General features: G+C 67.6%; 18 protein-coding genes and 1 tRNA gene. 16 read left to right on the top strand and 3 right to left on the bottom strand.

Translation table 11 applies throughout. From position 1 onward, the window contains the following. The first annotated feature begins 1 nt into the window (after window position 1). Complete coding sequence (locus OG241_RS22155) at window positions 2–451, top strand: MaoC family dehydratase (RefSeq protein ID WP_405817239.1); 450 nt, start codon at window positions 2–4, stop codon at window positions 449–451. Between the two features lie 49 nt (window positions 452–500). Here the strand turns inward: OG241_RS22155 and OG241_RS22150 are convergent, their stop codons facing one another. Next, the gene (locus OG241_RS22150) at window positions 501–1,772 is read right to left on the bottom strand and encodes an MFS transporter (RefSeq protein ID WP_405817238.1); all 1,272 of its coding nucleotides are present in this window, start codon (window positions 1,770–1,772) and stop codon (window positions 501–503) included. 38 nt (window positions 1,773–1,810) lie between these two features. On the opposite strand from OG241_RS22150, the gene OG241_RS22145 reads away from it, so the two are divergent. The 4 genes from OG241_RS22145 (at window position 1,811) to OG241_RS22130 (ending at window position 5,832) form a co-directional block, all read left to right on the top strand. Then, window positions 1,811–2,479, top strand: coding sequence for a CGNR zinc finger domain-containing protein (locus OG241_RS22145; protein WP_405817237.1), 669 nt, complete (start codon window positions 1,811–1,813; stop codon window positions 2,477–2,479). A 16-nt stretch (window positions 2,480–2,495) separates the two neighbouring features. After that, complete coding sequence (locus tag OG241_RS22140) at window positions 2,496–3,056, top strand: TetR/AcrR family transcriptional regulator (RefSeq protein WP_405817236.1); 561 nt, start codon at window positions 2,496–2,498, stop codon at window positions 3,054–3,056. A gap of 219 nt (window positions 3,057–3,275) precedes the next feature. Continuing rightward, window positions 3,276–4,643, top strand: a complete 1,368-nt coding sequence (locus tag OG241_RS22135) for a DHA2 family efflux MFS transporter permease subunit (protein ID WP_405826362.1) — start codon at window positions 3,276–3,278, stop codon at window positions 4,641–4,643. Window positions 4,644–4,776: 133 nt separating this feature from the next. Beyond that, window positions 4,777–5,832 carry a UDP-N-acetylmuramate dehydrogenase gene (locus tag OG241_RS22130; RefSeq protein WP_405817235.1) on the top strand — a complete coding sequence of 352 codons (1,056 nt, stop codon included), beginning with the start codon at window positions 4,777–4,779 and terminating at the stop codon, window positions 5,830–5,832. A 19-nt stretch (window positions 5,833–5,851) separates the two neighbouring features. Here the strand turns inward: OG241_RS22130 and OG241_RS22125 are convergent, their stop codons facing one another. Both OG241_RS22125 and OG241_RS22120 read right to left on the bottom strand, forming a co-directional pair. Next, a complete protein-coding gene (locus tag OG241_RS22125) occupies window positions 5,852–6,883 on the bottom strand; it encodes an adenosine deaminase (RefSeq protein ID WP_405817234.1) in 1,032 nt (343 codons plus the stop codon). A 123-nt stretch (window positions 6,884–7,006) separates the two neighbouring features. After that, on the bottom strand, window positions 7,007–8,233 hold the full coding sequence (locus OG241_RS22120) for a pyridoxal phosphate-dependent aminotransferase (RefSeq protein WP_405817233.1): 1,227 nt from the start codon (window positions 8,231–8,233) through the stop codon (window positions 7,007–7,009). 294 nt (window positions 8,234–8,527) lie between these two features. On the opposite strand from OG241_RS22120, the gene OG241_RS22115 reads away from it, so the two are divergent. The 11 genes from OG241_RS22115 (at window position 8,528) to OG241_RS22065 (ending at window position 22,790) form a co-directional block, all read left to right on the top strand. Further along, a tRNA-Trp gene (locus tag OG241_RS22115) sits at window positions 8,528–8,600 on the top strand. Between the two features lie 109 nt (window positions 8,601–8,709). Next, window positions 8,710–8,997 (top strand): preprotein translocase subunit SecE, encoded by a 288-nt coding sequence (gene secE / locus OG241_RS22110; RefSeq protein ID WP_405817232.1) that lies wholly within the window; start codon window positions 8,710–8,712, stop codon window positions 8,995–8,997. Between the two features lie 77 nt (window positions 8,998–9,074). After that, window positions 9,075–9,983, top strand: a complete 909-nt coding sequence (nusG, locus tag OG241_RS22105) for a transcription termination/antitermination protein NusG (protein WP_405817231.1) — start codon at window positions 9,075–9,077, stop codon at window positions 9,981–9,983. Window positions 9,984–10,141: 158 nt separating this feature from the next. Further along, window positions 10,142–10,576 (top strand): 50S ribosomal protein L11, encoded by a 435-nt coding sequence (gene rplK / locus OG241_RS22100; protein WP_006383482.1) that lies wholly within the window; start codon window positions 10,142–10,144, stop codon window positions 10,574–10,576. 86 nt (window positions 10,577–10,662) lie between these two features. Further along, a complete protein-coding gene (rplA, locus tag OG241_RS22095; RefSeq protein WP_006383486.1) occupies window positions 10,663–11,388 on the top strand; it encodes a 50S ribosomal protein L1 in 726 nt (241 codons plus the stop codon). A 133-nt stretch (window positions 11,389–11,521) separates the two neighbouring features. Further along, a complete protein-coding gene (locus OG241_RS22090) occupies window positions 11,522–12,436 on the top strand; it encodes a hypothetical protein (protein WP_405817230.1) in 915 nt (304 codons plus the stop codon). Between the two features lie 57 nt (window positions 12,437–12,493). Beyond that, window positions 12,494–13,333, top strand: a complete 840-nt coding sequence (locus tag OG241_RS22085) for a DUF1396 domain-containing protein (protein WP_405817229.1) — start codon at window positions 12,494–12,496, stop codon at window positions 13,331–13,333. 363 nt (window positions 13,334–13,696) lie between these two features. Then, complete coding sequence (gene rplJ, locus OG241_RS22080) at window positions 13,697–14,227, top strand: 50S ribosomal protein L10 (protein WP_319090429.1); 531 nt, start codon at window positions 13,697–13,699, stop codon at window positions 14,225–14,227. Between the two features lie 110 nt (window positions 14,228–14,337). After that, a complete protein-coding gene (gene rplL, locus OG241_RS22075; protein ID WP_330290560.1) occupies window positions 14,338–14,721 on the top strand; it encodes a 50S ribosomal protein L7/L12 in 384 nt (127 codons plus the stop codon). A gap of 592 nt (window positions 14,722–15,313) precedes the next feature. Then, window positions 15,314–18,796, top strand: a complete 3,483-nt coding sequence (gene rpoB / locus OG241_RS22070) for a DNA-directed RNA polymerase subunit beta (protein ID WP_405817228.1) — start codon at window positions 15,314–15,316, stop codon at window positions 18,794–18,796. 94 nt (window positions 18,797–18,890) lie between these two features. Continuing rightward, the gene (locus tag OG241_RS22065) at window positions 18,891–22,790 is read left to right on the top strand and encodes a DNA-directed RNA polymerase subunit beta' (RefSeq protein ID WP_405817227.1); all 3,900 of its coding nucleotides are present in this window, start codon (window positions 18,891–18,893) and stop codon (window positions 22,788–22,790) included. The last annotated feature ends 54 nt before the right edge of the window (window positions 22,791–22,844 follow it).

The following is a 22,844-nucleotide window of genomic DNA, read 5'->3' as shown; positions in this document are numbered from 1 at the left end:
CATGACGGCCAAATCCGCGAACGATTCCGCGAGGATCACCTACGCCGACGTGGAGGTGGGCACCGAGCTGCCCGCCCAGACCTTTCCCGTGACCCGTGCCACGCTCGTCCAGTACGCGGGCGCCTCCGGGGACTTCAACCCCATCCACTGGAACGAGAAGTTCGCGGTCGAGGTGGGACTGCCCGACGTCATCGCGCACGGCATGTTCACGATGGCCGAGGCGATCCGCGTCGTCACCGACTGGGTCGGCGACCCGGGAGCGGTCGTCGAGTACGGCGTCCGCTTCACCAAGCCGGTCGTCGTCCCCAACGACGGCCAGGGCGCCACCATCGAGGTCAGCGGCAAGGTCGGGGCCAAGCTTGCCGACAACACGGTCCGCGTCGACCTCCTCGCGATGTGCGCGGGACAGAAGGTGCTGGGCATGTCCCGGGCCGTTGTCCGCCTGAGCTGAGAACGCAGGTACACGCGGGTAAGGGGCGTTCGCCAATTGCGAGCGCCCCTTACTCGACTTCTTCTTCAAGAAGGAACAGCCTCCGTTCTTCAACAGGGACTTCAAGTAGGACTTCAAGTAGGACTTCAACAGGGACTTCAAGAAGGAACAGCCTCGGTACGAGCGTGAAGAAGGCCAGCACCGCCAGCAGCTCCACGCCTGCCGCCGTCAGCAGCGCCCCCGGCAGGGACCACGCAGTCAGTGGTCCGGCGAGTCCTGCGCCCACCGCGAACCCGGTGATCTTCAGACTGGCCCCCGTCGTGAAGATCTGCCCGCGCAGCCGCTCCGGCGCCTCCCGGTGACGTACCGCGAACAGAGCGGTGAGCTGCGGCCCCTCGCCGACTCCGGCGAGCAGTACGGCGGCCAGGACGAGGAACGGTCGACCGGTCGCCGCCAGGGCCAGTGCCGCCGCCTGGAGCAGGGCCCCGGCCCAGACGAGCGTGTCCGGCGTGCAGCGGGGCGGGAAACGGGCCAGTACGGCGTTCGTGGCGAGCGCCGAGACGGCTGTGCAGGACAGCAGCATCGTGCCGTGGGCGGCGCCACCGAGCACCCGTTCCCCGAGCAGCGGAACGCAGACGATCAGCATGCCCTGGCCCGTGCAGGAGACGACCGAGGTGAGAGTCACCCGGGCGAGCGGCCGGCTACGAAGGATGTGGCGCGCGCCTGCCAGGAGGTCGGCGGTCACCGAGCCCTCGGTCGCCGCCGCTGATCCGGGGACCGCCGGCAGCCCCCACGCCACCGGCAGCGCCAGCCCGATCAGCGCGACGGACACTGCCAACCCCGTCGGCGGACCAAACAACTGTGCGGCCACTCCGGCCAGCGCGGGTCCGGTGAGGCCGGCGACGCCGTACGTCATCGCGTCGAGGGCGTTCGCGCGGGGCAGGGTCCCGGACGGGGCCACCCGGGGAAGCTGGGCCGTCCAGCCGCCCGACAGCGCCGGTCCGAGGAGGCCCGTGGTCACCGCGACCAGGACGACGAACGGCAGCGGCATCCGGCCCAGCACGGCCAGGACCGTCACCAGGCCGGTCGCGTAGAGGGCCAGCGCGACGGCCAGCAGGCGGCCCGGTCGTACCGCGCGGTCCAGGAGCGCCCCTACCGGCGGGCCGCCGACCGCCGCCGCGATCGTGATGCCCGCGAGCAGCGCCGACGCCTCGGCGGCCGACCCCGTGATCGCGTACCCGGCCAGCAGCAGCGCCGGACCCGACATCTCGTCCCCGGTGCGGGCGGCCGTCGCCCCGGCCAGATACGCCGCTGTCGGCCTGGTCGCGTAAAGCCTCTTCATCCCAGCGACGTTAGGTAGGTAACTCAAAACTCCGCAATATGCGTTACATTCCAGGCGTGCCCGCTCCCGTCTCGCCCCCTGCCGACGCCTCCGATGTCCCCGATGCCTCCGGCGTCTCCGGTGGCCGGTCCACTCGGCACTCCGTACTGGCCAACGCCCGCCGAGCCGCCGCCCTGGTCAACGCCCTGACCAGCGGTGGTCCGGCGTCCCCGGATGCGATCGGCGCCGTGCTCCGGGCGCACGGCGAGCCGGGCCCCCTCGACCTCACCGCCCATGACGTAGGCGAGATGCGTGAGGCGGCGCTCCTCCTTCGTGAGGTCTTCGGTGCCGGGGACGTGGACCGGGCCGCCGGCCTGTTGAACCGGCTGCTGCTCGATCGTGCCGGGCCGCTGCGGCTGACCTCGCACGAAGGCCGCGCGCCCTGGCATCCGCATGTCGACCGGGACGACGACGGGCCCTGGGGGGAGTGGTTTCTCGGCTCCTCCTGTCTCGCGCTGGCAGTGCTCGTCTGGGAGTACCAGCGTCCGCCGGGAGCTGTCTGTGCGTCGATGAGCTGCGAGAACGTGTTCGTCACCCAGGGGCGTGGGCCCGAACGGCACTACTGTTCGCGCCGTTGTGCGACCCGTGAGCGGGTGGCCGCCCATCGCCGGGCCCGTTCCGGGGGCGCGGAGGGTGGGGACGGACCTCTTGACGTAGTTAGTGATTGAGCACTAACTTAGTCGTATGGTCAGGATGAGCGCAGAAGAGCGACGTGAGAGCGTCATTCGTGCGGCGATCGCGGAGTTCGCGCAGAGGGGCTACTACGGCACCTCCACCGAGGCGATCGCCAAGCGGGTGGGTGTCTCGCAGCCGTACCTCTTCCGGCTCTTCCCGGGCAAGAAGGCGATCTTCGCCGCCGCCGCCCAGCGGTGCATGAGCGATGTGTGCCGGGTCCTGGAGGAGGCCGCCGAGGGGCTGGAGGGTGAGCAGGCCCTGCAGTCCATGGCGGACGCGTACGCACGGTTGATCAGTGAGCACCCCGAGCGGCTGCAGATGCAGATGCAGACCTACGTGGCCGTCGCGGCCGCCGAGGCCGAGGGTGACCATGAGTTCGGCGAGGCCGTGCGGGCCGGCTGGATGAAGCTCCAGGACGCTGTCGAGGTGCCCGTCGGGGAGGAGACGACGACCTTCCTGGCGTACGGGATGCTCATCAACACCCTTGCGGCCATGGGGTTTCCGCCCGGGCATCGGGTGTGGGGCGGGATGTGGCCGTCGGCACAGATCAAGAGGCAGGGTGAAGTCTGAGGGTTCCCGAGCGGAGGCTGTGGCTTTCGCATGACCGTCAAAGTTAGTGATCAATAACTAAACGAACATCGAAATCACCGGTAGCGATCATCCCCAGGGGGAGCGATGTCACAGCGGCAGGGCAAGCAGAGCGAGCAGAGCCAACAGAGCGAACAGCGCAAGGTGGGCACACGCGGCGGAGCCGTCTGGGCCTTGGTCATCACCAGCGTCGCCGGATTCATGGCGGCCCTCGACAACCTCGTCGTCACCACCGCGCTGCCCTCCATCCGCAAGGACCTTGGGGGAGCGCTGGACGACCTGGAATGGACCGTGAGCGCCTACACGCTCACCTTCGCCGTCCTGCTGATGTTCGGCGCGGCCCTCGGCGACCGCTTCGGCCGGCGCCGGCTCTTCCTCGCCGGGCTCACCGTCTTCACCGGCGCCTCCGCCGCCGCGGCCATGGCACCCGGCATCGACTCGCTGATCGCGGCCCGCGCGGTCCAGGGCGTCGGCGCGGCCATCATGATGCCGCTGACGCTGACCCTGCTCACCGCAGCGGTCCCGGCCGCCAAACGCGGGATGGCGTTCGGCATCTGGGGCGCCGTCAACGGGCTCGCAGTGGCCTCCGGGCCGCTCATCGGAGGCAGCCTCACCGAGCACATCTCCTGGCACTGGATCTTCTGGCTGAACGTGCCGCTGGGCCTCGCCCTGCTGCCGCTCGCCCGGCTGCGCCTCGCCGAGTCGCACGGCACCGGTGCCCCGCTCGACATCACCGGCACCCTGCTGGCCAGTGGCGGTCTGTTCGGCATCGTCTACGGGCTCGTGCGCGGGCCGGCCGACGGCTGGACCAGCTCCTACGTCCTGACCGGCCTGCTCACGGGCGGCGCGCTCCTCGTCGCCTTCGTCGTCCACGGCACCCGGGCGAAGAACCCGATGCTGCCCATGCGGCTCTTCCGCTCCCGCGCCTTCGCCGGGATCAACGCGGCCTCCCTGCTGATGTTCCTCGGCATGTTCGGGTCGATCTTCCTGCTCAGCCAGTACATGCAGGGCGTGCTCGGCTACTCGCCCACCGAGGCGGGCCTGCGGATGCTGCCCTGGACCGGTATGCCGATGCTCGTCGCCCCGATCGCCGGCATCCTCTCCGACCGGATCGGCGGTCGGCCGGTCGTCGCCGCCGGCCTCTTCCTCCAGGCCGCCGGCCTCGGCTACCTGGCCTTCGTGGTCACCGCGGACGCCTCCTACGCCATCCAGCTGCCCGGCCTGATCATCAGCGGCATCGGCATGGCCCTGTTCTTCGCCCCGGCCGCCAACCTGGTGATGTCCGGCGTCCGCCCGAGCGAACAGGGCATCGCCTCCGGCGCCAACAACGCCCTGCGCGAGGTCGGCGGCGCCCTCGGAATCGCCGTCATGGGATCGATCTTCGCGGCGCAGGGCGGCTACGAGAGCGGCCAGACCTTCGTCGACGGTCTCCGGCCCGCCTTGGTGGTCGGCTCGGCGGTGGTCGCCCTCGCCGGCCTCGCGGCCCTGCTGATCCCGGCCGCCCGCCGCCCCGCCGCGGTGACGGAGTCCGCGGAGCCGGCGCCGGTGCTGGAGACGGCCGCCCACTGAACCCCGTAGGACCACCGCACGCGCGCGTACGGCCCCGATCCTCACCGGCGGGGCCGTACGCGCGCGTGCTGCTTGTCGTCGTGCCGTCGCGTTGCCGGCCGGGGCTGTCAGTGGGGTCTCGTAGTCTTGGCGCGTGCAGGAAATCCACGACGCTCCCCTCGCCCCGCTGACCACCTTCCGGCTCGGCGGTCCCGCGGACCGGCTGATCACGGCGACGACCGACGCCGAGGTGATCGCCGCCGTCCGCGAGGCCGACGACTCCGGGACCCCGCTGCTGGTCATCGGCGGTGGCTCGAACCTGGTCATCGGCGACAAGGGGTTCGCGGGGACGGCTCTGCGGATCGCCACGACCGGAGTCGACCTCGACGGCACGGGCGTGGAGCTGGCCGCCGGCGAGGTGTGGAGCGACGCCGTCGCACGCACGGTCGAGGCCGGCCTCGCCGGGATCGAGTGCCTCGCCGGGATCCCCGGCTCCGCGGGGGCGACGCCCATCCAGAACGTGGGGGCGTATGGGCAGGAGGTGTCCTCGACGATCACCGAGGTCGTCGCCTACGACCGGATCACCCGCGAGACGGTCACCCTTGCCGGCGCCGAGTGCGACTTCTCGTACCGCCACAGCCGCTTCAAGGCCGACCCCGAGCGACATGTCGTCCTGCGCGTCCGCTTCGCCCTGGAGGACGCGGACGGGCTGTCGGCGCCTCTGAAGTACGCCGAGACGGCCCGCGCCCTCGGTGTCGAGCCCGGCGACCGGGTGCCGCTGGACGCGGCCCGCGAAACCGTGCTGAAACTGCGCGCGGGCAAGGGCATGGTCCTGGACCCCGAGGACCACGACACCTGGTCCGCCGGGTCCTTCTTCACCAACCCGATCCTTGACGACGCCGAGTTCGCCGCGTTCCACGCGCGCGTGGCGCAGCGGCTCGGCGCCGATGCCGTACCGCCCGCCTATCCGGCCGGAGAGGGCCGCACCAAGACCTCGGCGGCCTGGCTGATCGACAAGGCCGGCTTCACCAAGGGGTACGGCACCGGCCCCGCCCGGATCTCCACCAAGCACACCCTGGCCCTCACCAACCGCGGCCGGGCCACCACGGAGGACCTGCTCGCCCTCGCCCGCGAGGTCGTCGCCGGTGTCCAGGACGCCTTCGGGGTCACCCTGGTCAACGAACCGGTGACGGTCGGCGTCAGCCTCTGAGGCAACCGGCCGAGACCGCTCAGGCGGCCAGCCAGTCGTCGATCCCCGCCAGCAGCTTCGCCCGCACGTCCTCCGGCGCCGCCGAACCCCGCACCGACTGCCGGGCCAGTTCGGCCAGTTCCGCGTCCGTGAAGGCGTGGTACTCGCGGGCGATCTCGTACTGGGCGGCCAGACGGGAACCGAAGAGGAGCGGGTCGTCGGCGCCCAGCGCCAGCGGGACACCCGCCTCGAAGAGCTTGCGCAGCGGCACGTCCTCGGGCTTCTCGTACACCCCCAGGGCGACGTTCGAGGCCGGGCACACCTCGCACGTGATCTGACGGTCCGCGAGGCGCTTCAACAGGCGTGGGTCCTCGGCAGCCCGCACACCGTGACCGATCCGGGACGCGTGCAGGTCGTCCAGACAGTCGCGGACCGACGACGGGCCCGTCAGCTCACCGCCGTGCGGGGCCGACAGCAGACCGCCCTCACGCGCGATGGCAAAGGCCCGGTCGAAGTCCCGGGCCATACCCCGCCGTTCGTCGTTGGAGAGCCCGAAGCCCACCACCCCCCGGTCCGCGTACCGCACGGCCAGGCGGGCCAGCGTGCGTGCGTCCAGAGGGTGCTTCATACGGTTCGCGGCCACCAGGACCCGCATCCCGATCCCGGTCTCCCGGCCGGCCGTCTCCACCGCGTCCAGGATGATCTCCAGCGCCGGGATGAGACCGCCCAGACGGGGGGCGTACGACGTCGGGTCGACCTGGATCTCCAGCCAGCCGGAGCCGTCCTTCGCATCCTCCTCGGCGGCCTCGCGGACCAGCCGCTGGATGTCCTCGGGCTCCCGCAGACAGGACCGGGCCGCGTCGTACAGGCGCTGGAAACGGAACCAGCCCCGCTCGTCGGTCGCCCTGAGTTTCGGCGGCTCGCCACTGGTGAGAGCGTCGGTCAGCGCCTCGGGCAGCCGCACACCGTACTTGTCGGCCAGTTCCAGCAGGGTCGCTGACCGCATCGACCCGGTGAAGTGCAGATGCAGATGGGCTTTCGGCAGTTCAGAGACATCACGTACGTGCTCCATTCTCGGATCCTGCCGTACGTCCGGCTCGTATCGGTAGCGCTTTCCCTGAACGTGGTCTTGCTCGCACTGAGAGACGAAAGAGGCCGCTTCCCTTCGGGAAGCGGCCTCTTGGTGTCGCAGGGGTCAGTCCTTCGCCTCGGCCAGCAGCTTCTGTACGCGGCTGATGCCCTCGACGAGGTCCTCGTCGCCCAGCGCGTACGACAGGCGCAGGTAGCCCGGTGTGCCGAACGCCTCACCGGGGACGACGGCCACCTCGACCTCGTCCAGGATCAGGGCGGCCAGCTCGACCGAGTCCTGCGGGCGCTTGCCGCGGATCTCCTTGCCCAGCAGCGCCTTCACCGACGGGTAGACGTAGAAGGCGCCCTCGGGCTCCGGGCAGACCACGCCGTCGATCTCGTTGAGCATGCGCACGATCGTGTGGCGGCGGCGGTCGAAGGCCACACGCATCTCCGCGACGGCGTCCAGGTTCCCCGAGACGGCGGCGAGGGCGGCGATCTGCGCCACGTTCGACACGTTGGACGTGGCGTGCGACTGGAGGTTGGTCGCGGCCTTGACGACGTCCTTCGGGCCGATGATCCAGCCGACCCGCCAGCCCGTCATGGCGTACGTCTTCGCGACGCCGTTGACCACGATGCACTTGTCGCGCAGCTCGGGGAGGATCGCGGGCAGCGAGGTGAACTTCGCGTCGCCGTAGACGAGGTGCTCGTAGATCTCGTCCGTCAGCACCCACAGGCCGTGCTCCACGGCCCAGCGGCCGATCGCCTCGGTGTCCTCGGGGCTGTAGACCGCGCCGGTCGGGTTGGACGGGGAGACGAACAGGACGACCTTCGTCCGCTCGGTGCGGGCCGCCTCCAGCTGCTCCACGCTGACCCGGTAGCCGGTGGTCTCGTCCGCGACGACCTCGACCGGGACACCGCCGGCGAGACGGATGGACTCCGGGTACGTGGTCCAGTACGGGGCCGGGACGATGACCTCGTCGCCCGGGTCGAGGATCGCGGCGAACGCCTCGTAGATGGCCTGCTTGCCGCCGTTGGTCACCAGGACCTGGGAGGCGTCCACCTCGTAGTTCGAGTCGCGGAGCGTCTTGGCGACGATCGCGGCCTTCAGCTCGGGCAGACCGCCGGCGGGCGTGTAGCGGTGGTACTTCGGGTTGGAGCAGGCCTCGATGGCGGCCTGGACGATGTAGTCCGGGGTGGGGAAGTCCGGCTCACCGGCGCCGAAGCCGATCACCGGGCGCCCGGCGGCCTTCAGGGCCTTGGCCTTGGCGTCCACGGCGAGGGTGGCGGACTCGGAGATCGCGCCGACTCGGGCGGAGACCCGGCGCGCGGTGGAAGGGGTTGCAGCGCTCATGGGGCCCATCGTTTCAGACCGGAAACGTCCCCGGCACACGGGTTTCACCCATTGGTCAGACCGGACCGCGGGAAGGGCGTCGGACGGGCACCCTGCCGACGGACGGCTGAACAAGCGTCCGGATCCGGCGCCTGGGCTGGGCGATCTTCCGTCGACAACGGTCCAGCGGCCGCTTTCTGTTCGACGACCGGCTCCGGAGCACGTACACTCTCACCTCGTTGGCCTTCAGCGGCCCGCGCTTATCCGGTGCACACCGAGCATCCGGACGAGTACGGTACGTTGGAGTAACCACAAAGGGTCGTAGCTCAATTGGTAGAGCACTGGTCTCCAAAACCAGCGGTTGGGGGTTCAAGTCCCTCCGGCCCTGCTACACACGGCTGTCACCAGGCTGTGTGCGCATGTACGTACTGCAATGCACCGCCGTGCGGCTCGGACCGGGCGCGGCACGGCCACGACCCGGGAACAGGTGAGGACGAATGGCGGATGCCGTGGGCTCCATCGATATGCCTGATGCCCAGGATGAGGCGCCCGAGTCGGACAAGAAGACTCGTAAGGGCGGTAAGCGCGCCAAGAAGGGCCCGCTGAAGCGTCTCGCGGTTTTCTACCGTCAGATCGTCGCGGAGCTCCGCAAGGTCGTCTGGCCGACGCGTAACCAGCTGACGACGTACACGAGCGTGGTGATCGTCTTTGTGATCGTCATGATCGGCCTGGTGACTGTGATTGACTTTGGACTCAACAAAGCCGCCAAGTACGTCTTCGGCTGAGCCAAGAGCGAAGGGCGCCGGGTGCGGCGCCCCTTTCGCATGTTCCACCCACATGTATCCAGGAAGAAGCAGCCACCGTGTCTGACCCGAACCTGAACGACGCCATCGTGCCGGACGAGTCCGTCGATGACGAGCTCGACATCGTCGAGGGCGTTGACGAGGTCGAGGACGAGGTCGACGCTGCGGACGCCGCCGTGGGAGAGCCCGCCGAGGAAGACGCCATCCACATCGAGGACGATGAGGATGAGGACGGCGATGTGGTCGAGGCCGACGCCGACACCGACGAGGACGAAGAACTCGTCGAGGACGACGTCGAAGCCGAGGCTGACGCCGAGGTCGAGGAAGCCGAAGAAGAGGCCGCCGAGCCCGTCGACCCCGTCGAGGCCCTCCGCGAGGAACTGCGCACGCTCCCCGGTGAGTGGTACGTCATCCACACGTACGCCGGTTACGAGAACCGTGTGAAGACCAACCTCGAACAGCGTGCCGTTTCTCTGAACGTCGAGGACTTCATCTTCGCGGCCGAGGTGCCGCAGGAAGAGGTCGCGCAGATCAAGAACGGCGAGCGCAAGACGGTCCGTCAGAACAAGCTTCCCGGGTACGTTCTCGTCCGCATGGACCTGACGAACGAGTCCTGGGGCGTCGTCCGCAACACCCCCGGTGTCACCGGCTTCGTGGGCAACGCGTACGACCCGTACCCGCTGACCCTGGACGAGATCGTCAAGATGCTCGCTCCGGAGGCCGAGGAGAAGGCCGCCCGTGAGCTCGCCGAGGCCGAGGGCAGGCCGGCTCCGGCCCGCAAGCTCGAGGTCCAGGTGCTGGACTTCGAGGTCGGCGACTCGGTCACCGTCACCGACGGCCCGTTCGCGACGCTGCAGGCGACGATCAACGAGATCAACGCCGACTCGAAGAAGGTCAAGGGCCTCGTCGAGATCTTCGGCCGCGAGACCCCGGTCGAGCTGTCGTTCGACCAGATCCAGAAGAACTAGTACGCCACATAGCTTCCGTCCAGGTCAGGTCGGCTCTCGGAGCTGGCCTGACCTGCTCGGTTTCACGCCTCGCCACGATGTCCCTTATCGTGGTGCGGTTGCCCGGTTTCTGTCGGGCACAGCGAAGACCGAAGAAAAACGAAGATAGAGGACCCGGAATGCCTCCCAAGAAGAAGAAGGTCACGGGGCTCATCAAGCTCCAGATCAACGCCGGTGCGGCTAACCCCGCTCCGCCGGTCGGCCCCGCGCTCGGTCAGCACGGCGTCAACATCATGGAGTTCTGCAAGGCCTACAACGCCGCGACCGAGTCGCAGCGTGGCTGGGTGATCCCGGTGGAGATCACGGTCTACGAAGACCGCTCCTTCACCTTCATCACCAAGACGCCGCCGGCCGCGAAGATGATCCTCAAGGCCGCAGGTGTCGAGAAGGGCTCCGGCGAGCCGCACAAGACCAAGGTCGCCAAGATCACCCAGGCGCAGGTCCGCGAGATCGCCACGACCAAGCTTCCCGACCTGAACGCCAACGACCTCGACGCCGCGTCGAAGATCATCGCTGGCACCGCCCGTTCGATGGGCATCACGGTCGAGGGCTGAGCCCCACCCCGTAAGTCTTCAGCAGTACGTGGCAGGGCCTGCTCGGTCCGTTACCACGACTCCTCAGAACAACATCAGGAGCAGTAGTGAGCAAGCGCAGCAAGTCTCTCCGCGCTGCGGACGCCAAGGTCGACCGGGACAAGCTCTACGCCCCGCTCGAGGCCGTCCGTCTCGCCAAGGAGACCTCCACCAGCAAGTTCGACGGCACCGTCGAGGTCGCCTTCCGCCTGGGTGTCGACCCGCGCAAGGCCGACCAGATGGTCCGTGGCACCGTGAACCTCCCGCACGGCACCGGTAAGACCGCCCGGGTCCTGGTCTTCGCGACCGGTGACCGTGCCGAGGCCGCGACCGCCGCGGGCGCCGACATCGTCGGCTCCGACGAACTGATCGACGAGGTGGCGAAGGGCCGTCTGGACTTCGACGCCGTCGTCGCCACCCCGGACCTCATGGGCAAGGTCGGCCGCCTCGGCCGCGTCCTCGGCCCGCGTGGTCTGATGCCGAACCCGAAGACGGGCACCGTGACCCCGGACGTGGCCAAGGCCGTGACCGAGATCAAGGGTGGCAAGATCGAGTTCCGCGTCGACAAGCACTCGAACCTGCACTTCATCATCGGCAAGACGTCCTTCGAGGACGACAAGCTGGTCGAGAACTACGGCGCCGCGCTGGAGGAGATCCTCCGTCTGAAGCCGTCCGCCGCCAAGGGTCGCTACATCAAGAAGGCCGCCGTCAGCACGACGATCGGCCCCGGCATTCCGGTCGACCCCAACCGCACCCGCAACCTCCTCGTCGAGGAGGACCCGGCCGCCGTCTGAGCCAACGCTCACTCCGGCAGCCGCGCGTTCGCGTTCGTACGACGGGCCCCGCAACCTTTCGAGGTGCGGGGCCCGTTGTCGTACCGAAGGGTTAGCGTGAAGATCACGGGGTGCACGAGGGGTGGGGGACCGGATGAGGGACAGCGGCGTACGGGGCATACGGGGCCTGCGGCGAGTAGGCCGGCCGGTCGCGGTGACCGCCGCGCTGGTCGTGGCGGGCGTGGCGATGTCGGCGTGCAGTTTCTCGGGGGGATCCGACGACGACGAGGGTGCCGAGCCGACACCGGGCGCGAGCCGCCTCGACGCCCGTACGGCCGCCGCGCTGGACGCCGTGGAGAAGGCCACCGACCGGGCCGGCTCCGCCCGGGTCAGCTCCTCCTCCGTCATGGGCGACCTGCTCTCCATGCGGACGGCCGGCGTCCTCGGCTGGGCCGGCGAGCCGGTCGGCAGGCTCAGCATCACCTACACCGGTGGAGAGCTGGCCGAGTCCATGCGGGCGCTCAACAGCTCGTCCATGGAGGCCAGGCTGCTGCCCGACGCCTACTACGCCAAGGTCGGCGACAAGTTCGCCGCCCAGATGCACGGCAAGCACTGGATCAGGTACGCCTACGACGACCTGGCGGACCTGCCGGGCGGCTCGGGGACGTATCTGAAGGACCAGCTGCACAACACCGCACCCGTCCAGCCGGTCAAGCTGTTGCTCGCCTCCGGTGACGTCCGCGGGGCGGGGACGGAGACGGTGCGTGGCGAACGTACGACGCGGTACTCGGGCACGGTCGAGGTGGCCGCCCTCGCCGACTCGGCCCTCAAGGACCAGCTCGTCCAGGCCGGCGTCACCACCGAGACGGTCGACATCTGGGTCAACGACCAGAACCTGCTGGTCAAGAAGGTCGAGCGGGGCGAACTGGCGAGCGGGCGGATGTCGTCGACGGCGTACTACAGCGCGTACGGAGTGAAGGCCGCGGTCGCGGCGCCGGGGGGCGGGGACACCGTGGACTTCAAGGACCTGTTGGGGAATTCGGAGGCCTCGTCCGCCCCACCGGGTTAGGCTCACGTTCGTTTCTGTGAATCGACCGTGTGTTCACAATGTTCCTTGGGGGGAATCATGGGTGCTTCTGCTGTGCGTGCGGGACGTGTAGGCCTCGCAGTGCTGCTTCTCGGTACCGGCGCTGTCGCCTGTTCCAAGGGCGCGTCGGAGGAGTCGCCGAAGATGACGCCGGCAGCGGCTGTCGCCAAGGCGGCGAAGAACGTGGAGGACATCACCTCCCTCAGCTACCGGATGACCGGCAAGGTGCCCGGGGAGGGCCGCGTCCAGGCCGACGCCAAGATGCGCCTCAAGCCCGACGTCGCGATGAGCATGAAGATCACCGCTCCCGACAAGGGCGCCGACGGCACCGCCGAGATCCGTCTCGTCGACAAGGCGATGTTCATAGGCGGGGGCGCTGCCGCCGCCAAGGAGATGGACGGCAAGAGCTGGATCAAGTTCGACATGAAAGCGTTGGGCGCCGCCGGTGAGTCCCTCGGGGCGGCCGGGCAGGCCGACAAGAACCCCGCGCAGGAGTCCACCTTCCTCACCGGCTCCAAGGACGTGAAAGAGGTCGGGGAGGAGACCGTGGACGGGGTGAAGACCACCCACTACCAGGGCACGGTCACCCTCGACCAGTTCCGGGCCTCCCTCAAGTCCCAGAGCAAGGTGACGCGCGAGCAGCGCGAGAAGAGCCTTGAGCAGTACGAGAAGCTGGGGATCGACAAGTTCACGATGGACATGTGGATCGGCGAGGGTGACATCACCAAGCAGTTCCGGATGCGCGGCGCGGCCGACAAGGGCCCCCTCGACATGACGATCACCTTCGACGACTTCAACAAGCCGGTGAGTATTGCTGCGCCGGCTGCGGAGGATGTCGCGGACCTGGCGGAGATGATGAAGGGTGCGCAGGACGGCTGAGCGCCTTTCGGTAGTGCGTTCACTGCGGGTCTGTGGGGGGCTGGTCGCGCAGTTCCCCGCGCCCCTTGCAGGGCGCGGCCCCTTGCAGGGGGGCGGATTTGCTTGACGGGGACGCCCTCACGTACTCTCGTCCAGAAGCCAAAGACCGCTGGTCGTTGCCTTGTCCTCGTAAGAGGGCTCGGTGACCGAAGGATCCGCTGAATTGCGGACGACCCGCGTAGGTGACTGTGGAAGTGCTCCCGGACGGACTCCGCTCACGGATTCCGGTTGGTCGAGCTCACGCCCCGTGCGCCTGCGCCGGGGCGTTTCGTTTTCCCAGTCTCCTTTTGAGCGGTCCTCATCACCCGGAAGGAGGCCACGCTTATGGCAAGGCCCGACAAGGCTGCCGCGGTAGCCGAGCTCGCGGACCAGTTCCGTAGCTCGAACGCCGCAGTGCTGACCGAGTACCGGGGTCTCACCGTGGCGCAGCTCAAGACGCTGCGTCGTTCGCTCGGTGAAGACGCCCAGTACGCCGTGGTGAAGAACACGCTGACCAAGATCGCGGCCAACGAGGCCGGGATCTCGACGCTCGACGACCTGTTCAACGGTCCGACGGCGGTTGCCTTCATCACCGGTGACCCGGTGACGTCGGCGAAGGGTCTTCGTGACTTCGCCAAGGACAACCCGAACCTCGTCATCAAGGGCGGTGTCCTTGACGGTAAGGCGCTGTCCGCCGACGAGATCAAGAAGCTTGCGGACCTCGAGTCCCGCGAGGTTCTGCTCAGCAAGCTGGCCGGTGCCTTCAAGGGCAAGCAGTCTCAGACTGCCTCGCTCCTCCAGGCGCTGCCGTCGAAGTTCGTCCGCACCGCGGAAGCGCTTCGCGTCAAGCTCGCCGAGCAGGGCGGTGCCGAGTAATTCGGCTCGCACTTTGACCGCCGCCTGACGCGGTGGTCGACGCGGGCCGAATGTACGCCCGCCGACACTTACATCGGCACCTGCCGAATTGACTGGAAGGATCGCCCATCATGGCGACGAAGCTGTCCCAGGAAGAGCTGCTCGCGCAGTTCGAGACCCTCACCCTCATCGAGCTCTCCGAGTTCGTCAAGGCCTTCGAGGAGAAGTTCGACGTCACCGCCGCCGCCGCGGTCGCCGCTGCCCCGGCCGGCCCCGCCGCCGCCGCTGAGGTTGCCGAGGAGCAGGACGAGTTCGACGTCATCCTCACCGGTGCCGGCGAGAAGAAGATCCAGGTCATCAAGGTCGTGCGTGAGCTGACCTCCCTGGGTCTCAAGGAGGCCAAGGACCTCGTGGACGGCGCCCCGAAGCCCGTTCTCGAGAAGGTCACCAAGGAGGCCGCCGAGAAGGCTGCCGAGTCCCTCAAGGCCGCCGGCGCCGGCGTCGAGGTCAAGTAACTCGACTCGCGGTGACACAGGGCTTCTCATAGCCCTGTAACGCTGACGCAGTGAAGAGCGATCATCCATCTGGGTGGTCGCTCTTCGGCGTTCGAGGGGTCGGGTCGTGGCTGCCTTGCAGGCTCGGTGACGGCGAGTAAGGTGATCTTCGTCCTGCCTCCGAACGCCCCTGATGCTGTGCCGCACGTGACGATGGCAGCACCGGGTTCGGGCTTGGAGGCCTTGACGAACCGCACGGGGCGCGCAATTCTCAGGACGCGTCGTCACAAGGATCCGAATCCGAGGTTGGATCGGTGGCGAAGAGGGCAGTATCGATGTGGCATCGAGGCGTGGCTTGCAGCAGGGGTTGAGAGCAACGAGGGTCTTCAAAAACCCGCACTGGACATCAGTGAGCCTAGTGGCTACACTGACCCTTTGCGCTGCCTGTTAGCTGCCTCCTGCCCGTCACCAGGGGCATGCCCTCGCTTGAGCACCGACGATCGGACCTTCTCCGACCTGGCCTTTTCCGGCTGGTCGTGGAATGCCCGTCTCTGTGCCCCTGTGGGGGGCCGGTACGCGCGTAGTGAGTCCGAGCCCTCGGAAGGACCCCCTCTTGGCCGCCTCGCGCACTGCCTCCGCGAATACGAACCATGGCGCCAGCACTGCCCCGCTGCGCATCTCTTTTGCAAAGATCAAGGAGCCCCTCGAGGTTCCGAACCTTCTTGCGCTGCAAACCGAGAGCTTCGACTGGTTGCTCGGTAACGCCGCATGGAAGGCTCGCGTCGAGGCGGCTCTCGACAGCGGACAGGACGTCCCCACCAAGTCGGGTCTGGAGGAGATCTTCGAGGAGATCTCCCCGATCGAGGACTTCTCCGGGTCGATGTCCCTGACGTTCCGCGACCACCGCTTCGAGCCTCCGAAGAACTCGATCGACGAGTGCAAGGACCGTGACTTCACGTACTCCGCGCCCCTCTTCGTCACGGCCGAGTTCACCAACAACGAGACCGGCGAGATCAAGTCCCAGACGGTCTTCATGGGCGACTTCCCGCTCATGACGAACAAGGGCACCTTCGTCATCAACGGCACCGAGCGTGTCGTCGTGTCGCAGCTGGTCCGATCGCCGGGTGTCTACTTCGACTCCTCCATCGACAAGACGTCCGACAAGGACATCTTCGCGTCCAAGGTGATCCCCTCCCGGGGTGCCTGGCTGGAGATGGAGATCGACAAGCGCGACATGGTCGGTGTCCGCATCGACCGCAAGCGCAAGCAGTCCGTCACCGTCCTCCTCAAGGCTCTCGGCTGGACGACCGAGCAGATCCTCGAGGAGTTCGGCGAGTACGAGTCGATGCGCGCCACCCTGGAGAAGGACCACACCCAGGGCCAGGACGACGCGCTGCTCGACATCTACCGCAAGCTCCGTCCCGGCGAGCCGCCGACCCGTGAGGCCGCGCAGACGCTTCTGGAGAACCTCTACTTCAACCCGAAGCGTTACGACCTCGCCAAGGTCGGCCGTTACAAGGTCAACAAGAAGCTGGGTGGCGAGGCCCCGCTGAACGCCGGTGTGCTGACCGTCGAGGACATCATCTCGACGATCAAGTACCTGGTGAAGCTGCACGCCGGTGAGACCGAGACCGTTGGCGACAACGGCACGACGATCGTCGTCGAGACCGACGACATCGACCACTTCGGCAACCGTCGTCTGCGCAACGTCGGCGAGCTCATCCAGAACCAGGTCCGTACGGGTCTGGCGCGTATGGAGCGTGTCGTCCGCGAGCGCATGACGACTCAGGACGTCGAGGCGATCACGCCGCAGACCCTGATCAACATCCGGCCGGTCGTCGCCTCCATCAAGGAGTTCTTCGGCACCAGCCAGCTGTCGCAGTTCATGGACCAGAACAACCCGCTGTCGGGTCTCACCCACAAGCGCCGTCTGTCGGCGCTTGGCCCGGGTGGTCTCTCCCGTGAGCGGGCCGGCTTCGAGGTCCGTGACGTGCACCCCTCGCACTACGGCCGCATGTGTCCGATCGAGACCCCTGAAGGCCCGAACATCGGTCTGATCGGCTCGCTCGCCTCCTACGGCAGGGTCAACGCCTTCGGCTTCGTCGAGACCCCGTACCGCAAGGTCGTCGCGGGTGTCGTCACCGACGACGTCGACTACCTCACGGCCGACGAAGAGGACCGGTTCGTGATCGCCCAGGCGAACGCGATCCTCTCCGAGGACATGCGCTTCGAGGAGTCCCGCGTTCTCGTCCGCCGCCGTGGCGGCGAGATCGACTACATCCCCGGCGACGACGTCGACTACATGGACGTCTCCCCGCGCCAGATGGTGTCCGTCGCGACCGCGATGATCCCCTTCCTGGAGCACGACGACGCCAACCGTGCCCTCATGGGCGCGAACATGATGCGCCAGGCCGTGCCGCTGATCACCGCCGAGGCTCCCCTCGTCGGTACGGGCATGGAGTACCGCTGCGCCGTCGACGCCGGCGACGTCATCAAGGCCGAGAAGGCGGGTGTGGTCCAGGAGGTCTCCGCGGACTACGTCACCGTCGCCAACGACGACGGCACGTACACCACGTACCGCATCGCGAAGTTCTCGCGCTCCAACCAGGGCACCTCGGTCAACCAGAAGGTTGTCGTCAACGAGGGCGACCGGGTCGTCGAGCACCAGGTGCTCGCCGACGGTCCGGCCACCCAGGAAGGCGAGATGGCGCTGGGCAAGAACCTGCTCGTCGCCTTCATGCCGTGGGAGGGTCACAACTACGAGGACGCGATCATCCTGTCGCAGCGCCTCGTGCAGGACGACGTCCTCTCCTCGATCCACATCGAGGAGCACGAGGTCGACGCCCGTGACACCAAGCTCGGCCCCGAGGAGATCACCCGGGACATCCCGAACGTCTCCGAGGAGGTCCTCGCCGACCTCGACGAGCGCGGCATCATCCGCATCGGTGCCGAGGTCGTCGCCGGCGACATCCTCGTCGGCAAGGTCACGCCCAAGGGTGAGACCGAGCTGACCCCCGAGGAGCGCCTGCTCCGCGCGATCTTCGGTGAGAAGGCGCGCGAGGTGCGCGACACCTCGCTGAAGGTGCCGCACGGTGAGATCGGCAAGGTCATCGGCGTCCGCGTCTTCGACCGTGAGGAGGGCGACGAGCTGCCGCCGGGCGTGAACCAGCTGGTTCGGGTCTACGTGGCGCAGAAGCGCAAGATCACGGACGGTGACAAGCTCGCCGGCCGCCACGGCAACAAGGGTGTTATTTCGAAGATCCTTCCGATCGAGGACATGCCGTTCCTCGAGGACGGAACTCCGGTCGACATCATCCTCAACCCGCTGGGTGTGCCGTCCCGAATGAACCCGGGACAGGTGCTGGAGATCCACCTCGGCTGGCTCGCCAGTCGCGGCTGGGACGTCTCCGGCCTCGCGGACGACTGGGCGCAGCGACTCCAGGCCATCGAGGCCGACGTCGTCGCCCCCGGCACCAACGTCGCCACCCCCGTCTTCGACGGTGCGCGTGAGGACGAGCTGGCCGGTCTGCTGAACCACACGATCCCGAACCGCGACGGATCGCGCATGGTGCTCCCGACCGGTAAGGCGCCGCTGTTCGACGGCCGCTCCGGAGAGCCGTTCCCGGAGCCCGTCTCCGTCGGCTACATGTACATCCTCAAGCTCCACCACCTGGTCGACGACAAGCTCCACGCCCGTTCGACCGGCCCGTACTCGATGATCACCCAGCAGCCGCTGGGTGGTAAGGCCCAGTTCGGTGGCCAGCGATTCGGTGAGATGGAGGTGTGGGCGCTGGAGGCATACGGCGCCGCGTACGCCCTCCAGGAGCTGCTGACCATCAAGTCCGACGACGTGACCGGCCGCGTGAAGGTCTACGAGGCCATCGTCAAGGGCGAGAACATCCCCGAGCCCGGCATCCCCGAGTCCTTCAAGGTGCTCATCAAGGAGATGCAGTCTCTCTGCCTCAACGTGGAGGTGCTGTCCAGTGACGGTATGTCCATCGAAATGCGTGACACCGACGAGGACGTCTTCCGCGCGGCGGAGGAACTCGGCATCGACCTGTCCCGGCGTGAGCCGAGCAGCGTCGAAGAGGTCTGACGGGAGTTCGGAGGCCTTCGTGACGAAGGCCTCCGGCCCCAGGACCCCCGTATCAGACCCCATGACTTACAACCCTGAGAGGGATTGACGCATAGTGCTCGACGTCAACTTCTTCGACGAGCTCCGGATCGGTCTGGCCACCGCTGACGACATCCGTCAGTGGAGCCACGGCGAGGTCAAGAAGCCCGAGACGATCAACTACCGCACGCTCAAGCCCGAAAAGGACGGACTCTTCTGCGAGAAGATCTTCGGTCCGACCCGGGACTGGGAGTGCTACTGCGGCAAGTACAAGCGCGTCCGCTTCAAGGGCATCATCTGTGAGCGCTGTGGCGTCGAGGTCACTCGCGCCAAGGTGCGTCGTGAGCGGATGGGCCACATCGAGCTCGCCGCTCCCGTCACCCACATCTGGTACTTCAAGGGCGTTCCGTCGCGTCTTGGCTACCTGCTCGACCTCGCCCCGAAGGACCTCGAGAAGGTCATCTACTTCGCGGCGTACATGATCACGTACGTCGACGACGAGCGTCGTACGCGTGACCTGCCCTCCCTGGAGGCGCATGTCTCCGTCGAGCGGCAGCAGGTCGAGAACCGCCGTGACTCCGACCTCGAAGCCCGCGCCAAGAAGCTGGAAAGCGACCTGGCCGAGCTGGAGGCCGAGGGCGCCAAGGCCGACGTACGCCGCAAGGTGCGCGAAGGTGCCGAGCGGGAGATGAAGCAGCTGCGGGACCGTTCGCAGCGCGAGATCGACCGGCTCGACGAGGTGTGGACCCGGTTCAAGAACCTCAAGGTCCAGGACCTGGAGGGCGACGAGCTGCTCTACCGCGAGCTGCGCGACCGCTTCGGGACCTACTTCGACGGCTCGATGGGTGCGGCTGCTCTGCAGAAGCGCCTGGAGTCGTTCGACCTGGACGAAGAGGCCGAGCGGCTTCGCGAGATCATCCGTACCGGCAAGGGCCAGAAGAAGACCCGTGCGCTGAAGCGGCTGAAGGTCGTGTCTGCCTTCCTGCAGACCTCCAACAGCCCCAAGGGCATGGTTCTCGACTGCGTCCCGGTCATCCCGCCGGACCTTCGCCCGATGGTGCAGCTGGACGGTGGCCGCTTCGCGACCTCCGACCTGAACGACCTGTACCGCCGTGTGATCAACCGGAACAACCGTCTGAAGCGGCTTCTCGACCTCGGTGCTCCCGAGATCATCGTGAACAACGAGAAGCGCATGCTCCAGGAGGCCGTCGACGCGCTGTTCGACAACGGCCGTCGTGGCCGTCCGGTCACCGGTCCCGGTAACCGCCCGCTGAAGTCCCTGAGCGACATGCTCAAGGGCAAGCAGGGTCGTTTCCGTCAGAACCTGCTCGGCAAGCGTGTGGACTACTCCGCGCGTTCCGTGATCGTCGTCGGTCCGCAGCTGAAGCTGCACCAGTGCGGTCTGCCGAAGGCGATGGCGCTGGAGCTCTTCAAGCCGTTCGTGATGAAGCGGCTCGTCGACCTCAATCACGCTCAGAACATCAAGAGCGCGAAGAGGATGGTCGAGCGCGGCCGGACCGTCGTCTACGACGTTCTGGAAGAGGTCATCGCGGAGCACCCGGTTCTCCTGAACCGTGCGCCCACGCTGCACCGCCTCGGCATCCAGGCCTTCGAGCCGCAGCTCGTCGAGGGCAAGGCCATCCAGATCCACCCGCTCGTCTGCACCGCGTTCAACGCGGACTTCGACGGTGACCAGATGGCCGTCCACCTGCCGCTCTCCGCGGAGGCGCAGGCCGAGGCCCGCATCCTGATGCTGTCCTCGAACAACATCCTCAAGCCCGCCGACGGCCGTCCGGTGACGATGCCGACCCAGGACATGGTCCTCGGTCTGTTCTTCCTCACCACCGACGGTGAACTGCGTGACGTCAAGGGCGAGGGCCGTGCGTTCGGCTCCACGGCCGAGGCGACCATGGCGTTCGACAACGGCGAGCTCGCGCTGCAGTCGGCGATCGACATCCGCTTCCCGGTGGGCACCATCCCGCCGCGCGGCTGGACCCCGCCGGCCCGCGACGAGAACGAGCCCGAGTGGCAGCAGGGGGACACCTTCCGCCTGCGTACCACCCTGGGCCGCGCGCTCTTCAACGAGCTGCTGCCCGAGGACTACCCGTTCGTCGACTACTCGGTGGGCAAGAAGCAGCTCGGCGAGATCGTCAACGACCTCGCTGAGCGCTACCCCAAGGTCATCGTGGCGGCGACGCTCGACAACCTGAAGGCGGCCGGCTTCTACTGGGGCACGCGCTCCGGTGTCACCGTGGCCATCTCCGACGTCGTCGTGCCCGAGGCCAAGAAGGCCATCGTCAGGGGCTACGAGGAGCTGGACGAGAAGGTCCAGAAGCAGTACGAGCGCGGTCTGATCACCAAGGACGAGCGCACGCAGGAGCTCATCGCGATCTGGACCAAGGCGACCAACGAGGTTGCCGAGGCGATGAACGCGAACTTCCCCAAGACGAACCCCATCTTCATGATGGTTGACTCGGGTGCCCGAGGAAACATGATGCAGATGCGACAGATCGCCGGTATGCGTGGTCTGGTGTCGAACGCGAAGAACGAGACGATCCCGCGTCCGATCAAGGCGTCCTTCCGTGAGGGCCTGTCCGTGCTGGAGTACTTCATCTCCACCCACGGTGCCCGTAAGGGTCTCGCGGACACCGCCCTGCGTACCGCCGACTCGGGTTACCTCACCCGTCGTCTGGTGGACGTCTCGCAGGACGTCATCATCCGCGAGGAGGACTGCGGCACCGACCGTGGCCTCAAGCTGGCGATCGCCGAGCGCGACGAAGCCGGTGTGCTGCGCAAGACCGAGAACGTCGAGACGTCGGTGTACGCCCGTGCGCTGGCCGAGGACATCACCATCGACGGACGTGTGCTGGCCCCGGCCAACACCGACCTCGGTGACGTGCTCATCGACGAGCTGGTCCGGCACGGCGTCGAGGAGGTCAAGACCCGCTCGGTCCTGACCTGCGAGTCCGCCGTCGGCACCTGCGCCATGTGCTACGGCCGTTCGCTGGCCACCGGCAAGCTGGTCGACATCGGTGAGGCGGTCGGCATCATCGCCGCCCAGTCCATCGGTGAGCCCGGTACCCAGCTGACGATGCGTACCTTCCACACCGGTGGTGTGGCCGGTGACGACATCACCCAGGGTCTGCCCCGTGTCGTCGAGCTCTTCGAGGCTCGTACGCCCAAGGGTGTCGCCCCGATCTCGGAGGCGGCCGGCCGCGTCCGTATCGAGGAGACCGAGAAGACCAAGAAGATCGTCATCACCCCGGACGACGGCAGCGACGAGACGGCGTTCCCGATCTCGAAGCGCGCCAAGGTCATGGTGCGTGAGGGTGACCACGTCGAGGTGGGCCAGAAGCTCACCTTCGGTGCCACCAACCCGCACGACGTGCTGCGGATCCTCGGCCAGCGCGCGGTCCAGGTCCACCTGGTCGGCGAGGTCCAGAAGGTCTACAACAGCCAGGGTGTGTCGATCCACGACAAGCACATCGAGATCATCATCCGGCAGATGCTCCGCCGTGTGACGATCATCGAGTCCGGCGACGCCGAGCTGCTGCCCGGCGAGCTGGTCGAGCGTGGCAAGTTCGAGACCGAGAACCGTCGTGTGGTCCAGGAAGGCGGCCACCCGGCCTCCGGCCGTCCGCAGCTGATGGGTATCACCAAGGCCTCGCTGGCGACGGAGTCCTGGCTGTCGGCCGCCTCCTTCCAGGAGACGACCCGAGTGCTGACTGACGCGGCGATCAACGCCAAGTCCGACAGCCTCATCGGCCTCAAGGAGAACGTCATCATCGGTAAGCTCATCCCGGCCGGTACGGGTCTGTCCCGCTACCGCAACATCCGGGTGGAGCCGACCGAGGAAGCGAAGGCCGCGATGTACTCGGCCGTCGGCTACGACGACATCGACTACTCGCCGTTCGGCACGGGCTCCGGCCAGGCCGTTCCGCTGGAGGACTACGACTACGGTCCGTACAACCAGTAAGGCGTACGTCTGAAGTACTGAAGGGCGGCCACTCCGTTTCGTACGGGGTGGCCG

This window comes from Streptomyces sp. NBC_01390 (assembly GCF_045040105.1).
GTDB lineage: Bacteria > Actinomycetota > Actinomycetes > Streptomycetales > Streptomycetaceae > Streptomyces.
This window is presented reverse-complemented; position numbering and strand designations above follow the sequence as displayed.

Excerpts from the sequence above, each read along its gene's own strand:
- OG241_RS22085 (WP_405817229.1), top strand. The coding sequence starts at position 12,494 with ATGGGTGCTTCTGCTGTGCGTGCGGGACGTGTAGGCCTCGCAGTGCTG.
- secE (WP_405817232.1), top strand. The coding sequence starts at position 8,710 with ATGGCGGATGCCGTGGGCTCCATCGATATGCCTGATGCCCAGGATGAG.
- rplJ (WP_319090429.1), top strand. The coding sequence starts at position 13,697 with ATGGCAAGGCCCGACAAGGCTGCCGCGGTAGCCGAGCTCGCGGACCAG.
- rplL (WP_330290560.1), top strand. The coding sequence starts at position 14,338 with ATGGCGACGAAGCTGTCCCAGGAAGAGCTGCTCGCGCAGTTCGAGACC.
- OG241_RS22090 (WP_405817230.1), top strand. The coding sequence starts at position 11,522 with ATGAGGGACAGCGGCGTACGGGGCATACGGGGCCTGCGGCGAGTAGGC.
- OG241_RS22150 (WP_405817238.1), bottom strand. The coding sequence starts at position 1,772 with ATGAAGAGGCTTTACGCGACCAGGCCGACAGCGGCGTATCTGGCCGGG.
- OG241_RS22140 (WP_405817236.1), top strand. The coding sequence starts at position 2,496 with ATGGTCAGGATGAGCGCAGAAGAGCGACGTGAGAGCGTCATTCGTGCG.
- OG241_RS22155 (WP_405817239.1), top strand. The coding sequence starts at position 2 with ATGACGGCCAAATCCGCGAACGATTCCGCGAGGATCACCTACGCCGAC.
- OG241_RS22145 (WP_405817237.1), top strand. The coding sequence starts at position 1,811 with ATGCGTTACATTCCAGGCGTGCCCGCTCCCGTCTCGCCCCCTGCCGAC.
- OG241_RS22120 (WP_405817233.1), bottom strand. The coding sequence starts at position 8,233 with ATGAGCGCTGCAACCCCTTCCACCGCGCGCCGGGTCTCCGCCCGAGTC.
- OG241_RS22135 (WP_405826362.1), top strand. The coding sequence starts at position 3,276 with ATGGCGGCCCTCGACAACCTCGTCGTCACCACCGCGCTGCCCTCCATC.
- OG241_RS22125 (WP_405817234.1), bottom strand. The coding sequence starts at position 6,883 with ATGGAGCACGTACGTGATGTCTCTGAACTGCCGAAAGCCCATCTGCAT.
- rplK (WP_006383482.1), top strand. The coding sequence starts at position 10,142 with ATGCCTCCCAAGAAGAAGAAGGTCACGGGGCTCATCAAGCTCCAGATC.